The 5,021-nt window shown below is 44.0% G+C and carries 6 protein-coding genes; 2 read left to right on the top strand and 4 right to left on the bottom strand.

What is annotated here, in order from left to right; all coding sequences use genetic code 11:
• Positions 1 to 148 precede the first annotated feature (148 nt).
• The gene (locus IM456_RS04930; protein WP_149986933.1) at positions 149 to 643 is read left to right on the top strand and encodes a J domain-containing protein; all 495 of its coding nucleotides are present in this window, start codon (positions 149 to 151) and stop codon (positions 641 to 643) included.
• Between the two features lie 5 nt (positions 644 to 648).
• A complete protein-coding gene (locus tag IM456_RS04935) occupies positions 649 to 921 on the top strand; it encodes a DUF3143 domain-containing protein (protein WP_004163459.1) in 273 nt (90 codons plus the stop codon).
• 127 nt (positions 922 to 1,048) lie between these two features.
• Here the strand turns inward: IM456_RS04935 and arsS are convergent, their stop codons facing one another.
• From arsS to IM456_RS04955, 4 genes are all read right to left on the bottom strand, one after another.
• Positions 1,049 to 2,026: an arsenosugar biosynthesis radical SAM (seleno)protein ArsS gene (gene arsS / locus IM456_RS04940; protein ID WP_149986932.1), complete on the bottom strand. Its 978-nt coding sequence runs from the start codon at positions 2,024 to 2,026 to the stop codon at positions 1,049 to 1,051.
• A gap of 318 nt (positions 2,027 to 2,344) precedes the next feature.
• Positions 2,345 to 3,319 carry an arsenosugar biosynthesis arsenite methyltransferase ArsM gene (gene arsM, locus IM456_RS04945; protein ID WP_287692230.1) on the bottom strand — a complete coding sequence of 325 codons (975 nt, stop codon included), beginning with the start codon at positions 3,317 to 3,319 and terminating at the stop codon, positions 2,345 to 2,347.
• A 361-nt stretch (positions 3,320 to 3,680) separates the two neighbouring features.
• Complete coding sequence (locus IM456_RS04950) at positions 3,681 to 3,995, bottom strand: hypothetical protein (RefSeq protein WP_253881237.1); 315 nt, start codon at positions 3,993 to 3,995, stop codon at positions 3,681 to 3,683.
• Between the two features lie 86 nt (positions 3,996 to 4,081).
• Positions 4,082 to 4,789: a PEP-CTERM sorting domain-containing protein gene (locus IM456_RS04955; RefSeq protein ID WP_287692232.1), complete on the bottom strand. Its 708-nt coding sequence runs from the start codon at positions 4,787 to 4,789 to the stop codon at positions 4,082 to 4,084.
• Positions 4,790 to 5,021 lie beyond the last annotated feature (232 nt).

Raw genomic sequence — 5,021 nt, forward strand, 5'->3', positions numbered from 1 at the left:
AACTCTAGTTTTCAAGGTGCGTTCATCCTGCGATGACTGGGTTTTTTAAGCGGTTGCTTACCCGGCCCGCTATTCTTAATATCATACATCACATAAAGTCGCCCTAAAAGGGCGAGGCTTTAAACCCAATTTTTCGGTAAAAAATCTTGTGACCTTCGAGCGCGATAATTCCCAAACCACTTCGCGAGTCATTGCCGCTAACTCGCGCTTTGCCGATACTTATTATGCCATTCTAGGACTACATCCGAGTGCTTCGGTGATCGAAGTGCGACGCGCCTATCGGGAACTCAGCAAACGATACCACCCCGATACTACCGAACTCAGCCCCGAAGTGGCAACGGTTAAATTCCAGCGTCTTAACGAAGCTTATGCCACCCTGAGTAATCCCGATCGCCGTTCCCTGTATGATTTACAGATAGGTTACTCGCGCTGGAATGTCATCCAAACTATCCCCGATAGCGATCAACCCATAGCTAATCGTAGCGCCTATCTCGATCCGACCGATCGTCCCCTATCTTCGGGAGAAATTTTTGCTTTGTTTATCTTGGCACTCACCCTGCTGGGCTGCTTGTTACTAGCGGTGATTATTGCTATGCTTCGAGGAGAGAATGCTGTCACTGTAGCCCAATTATTTTTGATTTAGATGCGATGAAGATTCCCACTGCCGATACTCCCCTCTATAATCATCCCTTACCGGCGATCGAAGCATGGCTAGTTAAATTAGGTTGTCGGAAAAATACCGAGAATATCCACTGTTGGATCGTCGAAAAACCAACATGGAAAGCGGAAATCTGCCTCGATATCGAAGAAATCACCGTTCGTTACTTTCGGGCAGCCAATGACGGCAGTGACATCAATCGCGCTTTTAAATACTCCCTTAGTCGCCAAGATATCGAATCGGCGGTTTTTTCCGGTCCCTAATCATCGGTTAAACTTTTAACTATCTAAGATTACTCGTTAAGACAGCACCGGAGTTGGTAGCAGGGAGAGCTAGTCCGAGCATTTGTACTAAATTTTCCGAGACGCGGTGTCAATTCAGTACACTTGTTCAGATTGAAATCAAAGCTCCCCCACAACTGGAACCGCTGCCGGCAGTGCAACCGTAGCAATAGGAAGCGGTTTGTACCTCTGCAATTAGCTCTAAAGTACCCGCTTGTAATAAATCTGGCAGGGTTAATTTTTGGCCTTGACCGGTGCAAGCGACCAGATCTTCCATCTGATTAAAATCGCAGTCATAGATATTACCCAAATAATCAATGGAAAGCTGATTACGACACATCAAATGCTCGACAGTATCGCCATTAAAATGGTCTTCGAGGAATTGAATATAGGGTTGATAGAGTTGCCGGTGTTCCAGATGGAAGCGTGTCCTTCCGACGGGTAGGTTAGTGATAGTAAATAGATTGTTAAAAGAAATATTAAAATGTTCTTGCAAGAACTTTTTGTAATCCCGTGTCAGGGATACCTGATCCGGTGTGAGAGAAAAATTATCTGACTTAGGAATCTGGGGATTATAGACTAAATCCACAATCAAATTCGGGTCTTGAGCGTAGCCGAGACGGTTTAACCATTGTAAAGCGGCGATTGATCGATCATAGACTCCCAGACCGCGCATTTTATCCACATTATCGGCAAGATAACAGGGTAAAGAAGCCACCACCCGCAACTGATGGCCAGCGCAATATTCAGGAATATCAGTAAATCCTTTCTCGAAATAAATAGTTAAATTCGAGCGCACAATTACCTCTTTCCCAGCCTTTCTAGAGATTTCCACAATCGGTTTAAAACCGTAGAGCATTTCCGGAGCGCCGCCAGTCAGATCGACGGTTTTAATTTGGGGAAATCTTGCGATCAGTTCGATAATTTGTTCGCACACTTCTGGAGTCATTTCTTCGGAGCGAACCGGACTAGCTTCCACATGACAATGGCTACAAGCAAGGTTACATTTTTTCCCAAAATTAATTTGCAGAACCGAGATTTTTTGCTTAGTTAAAGGAGTTTTTAGTTTCTCAACAAAAGGAGTCATGGGAGAGTCATCAGTAAACAGTGAACAGTAATCAGTAATCAGTAATCAGTAATCAGTGAACGGTAATCAGTAATCAGTAATCAATGATAACTGATTACTCACATCTAATAACTGAGGCTCTCCTAGACTGATTATAGCAAATTAGTAGTTTAAATGAGCCTAAACCCTTAAATAGCGTTGGGTTTCATGCTTCAACCCAACCTACGTTCTAATCAATGATAACTGATAACTGATAACTGATAACTCACATCTGATAACTGATAACTGATAACTGATAACTGATAACTGAGGGATCGAAATTGTCTCGACGCTGCTTTTTTAACAGCAACCGCCCCCGTTATAGTGCCAAGTGGACTCAGTGATGAGGATATCTTCGGCAGAGAAACGAGCTAAGTTGCTCGCAGTTTTATCACAGACGGCCACTGGCAATCCTTTGGCTAAAATATGCCCAGCACCATCATCGAAAATTGCCTCCGTACCAGTATAAATAGCAGTTTTGCCCGTAAAAATACAGGCCCCATCTTCGGGAATAGCTAATTTAAAAGCAACGGAATCCAAACTTTCTAAGAGGAGCGGCTCGGCTAAATTATAACTCTGACAGTCCAGTAAACGATAGGGACGACGGGCCCGAATTTCTACCTGACCAAAACCAGCATCGATCAACTGTTTAATATAATCATCGTAGGTCAAGGCCCCCGATAAACACATAGCGCGTAAACGCTGATCTTCTTGCAAATGTTCGGGAATTGGACGAAGGGCGATCGGATCGCTCATCAGTAAACGTCCTCCCGGTTTTAAGACGCGAAAAGCTTCCCATAAAGCTAACTGTAAATCGGCTGGTTTAAAGATATTAAAAAGACAATTCTGCGCCACCACATCGACGGAGGCATCCTCCACCGGCAATTCAAAAGCAGAACCATCTCTAATTTCCACAAAATCGAGACTAAACCAGGGATTTTCCAGCAGCGCTTCGCCGAGATTTCTTTGGGCTGCCCAACGCATTTCTGGCACTGGATCCACCGCAATCACTCCCCCCGGACGACGGGAAAAATAGGCGAATTGCAGTGCTTCTAAACCACCACCCACACCCACATACAAAACCCTCGGAGAATTGCCCAATTCATTAACCTGCACCGTCGTGCCACAACCATAGTTCATCTCCTGCATAATGGCGGGGATTTTTAACCCCGGCAGTTGCAAAGGACTGCTTTGGACACAACATAGCCCCACTTCAGGAGTTTGGGCTACTTCGCTGTAAAATTTGGCAGTGGCTTCCAGATAAGTCATTTTCATCCTTTAAACTCCTTTTCTCTGATCAATTCAAGGATCGACTTCCCATCCTCGCCCAACACTATCTTAGCATTTGTACTGACCTTTAACCCCTAACTGATCACCTTGAGATAGGCAAGTTCATCGGCGATCAAATCCCAGAAACAGGTTACACTGTCTTTAAAGTCGCCTCAAAAACAGCAATATTCACAAGGGCAAAAGTAGCGGCTATCCTGTTATCTATCAGCTTAAAGATAATAGTTGTGTTTTATTGAAGATTGATTATTGGGAGTATAATATCCTAACCATTTAAGGATTTGTTCTGCTGGTGAAAGAGGTTTTAATTGACCAATAATGTAGATATTTATATCTAAAAAAATTCTCCTCATTCATAACGCTCATGAAACAGTTCTTGCTTAACTTCACGAATAAGCTCTAAAATCTGTTCCTGAGTTTCGATACCTGCTTCTTTAAATGCAGCTTGCATATTAGTACGCGCTTGTTCAAACTCAACTTGTTTGTTTTTATCGGGGACAATAATAACAAGTTCAACCTCTGTGTCTGTTGGCAAATCTTGATGGGGTTGCTCGATAATTAATTGTCCATCTTTGATTTTGGCTTTAGTCTGAATAAATTGCCTTTTTGATTTCTCCTCAGACTCAATCTGGTTTATTGCATCTATCTTATCATTTTTGAGCAACTAATGGGTAAGAGAAAGAGAGCTAAAAAAATCAAACCCCCTCAACTCTGAATGAAGGGGGCATTTATTGGATTTTTAGAAGCAATTTAGCCTACTTTTGTGGTTTCTTTTTCTGATGGTTTGGATGATTTTATTTGGCGCTTGAGGGTTGAAGCTGCGCCGAGAGTACTGAGGACGGCAAGACCAATGATAGAACTGGGTTCGGGAACTGGAGCAGCGCAAGGCTTGCGTCCGGAAGAAGGAACATTAACACTGATACTTGCGCAGAAAATAGTACCGCTATACGCACCGCCAGCATCTCTTTGGTAAACATAAAGCCAGTTATTTGGTCCTGGGTTTAAGAAACCCCCAATTCCAGATTGAGAAGCAGAATATTCTGGAAAACGACCCGCACCGCTGAAACTACTACTAAGAGGAGCACCGTTAATATATACTCCAATGGGGTTGGGATCAGGAAATCCTGGAATAAATTCTCCCAAAATATCATCTACTGCCCAATACATCTCGATCGCAGCGCTGTTGATGGTTGGTTCAGGTACGTTAAAACGATAGGCATATAGCACCGAAGCTGCTGGAGAACCATAAAAACTCGGTGACGGGCCGACCTCCCAGTTAATCCATCGCGCATTGGGAGCGTGTGGGAGAGAAGGAATCCAAGGTGGGGAAGCAAAGGGAAAATCTGCAACTACCTTGGCAGAACCGCATATATCGGGGCCGGAACAACCTATCCCTTGCGCTTTGAGAAAATCAGCGGCGGTGAAGGTAATTGGCGACAGTGGACTTACAGCCCACATTCCGCACCCTAAGTGTCACAACGTCTCAAAAGAGGAAGGGGCGTGAGTCAAAATACTAATCTAGAGGAGTGAGTTGGCGGCAAGCTGCCGGCAACTAAGCCGAAAATTTCAGGGTTCCCCCGCTTATTCTCAATAAACAGTGCTTGTTGAGAATGACTAGGCAATCAGACTTAACATCTAGGGGGAGATGTTCCAGTTGCTCGCTTTGTTTTGTCACCCCTTGAAGTCAATC

Origin of the sequence: Microcystis sp. M079S1 (genome assembly GCF_020246425.1) — a bacterium.
In the GTDB taxonomy this organism is placed as follows: domain Bacteria; phylum Cyanobacteriota; class Cyanobacteriia; order Cyanobacteriales; family Microcystaceae; genus Microcystis; species Microcystis aeruginosa.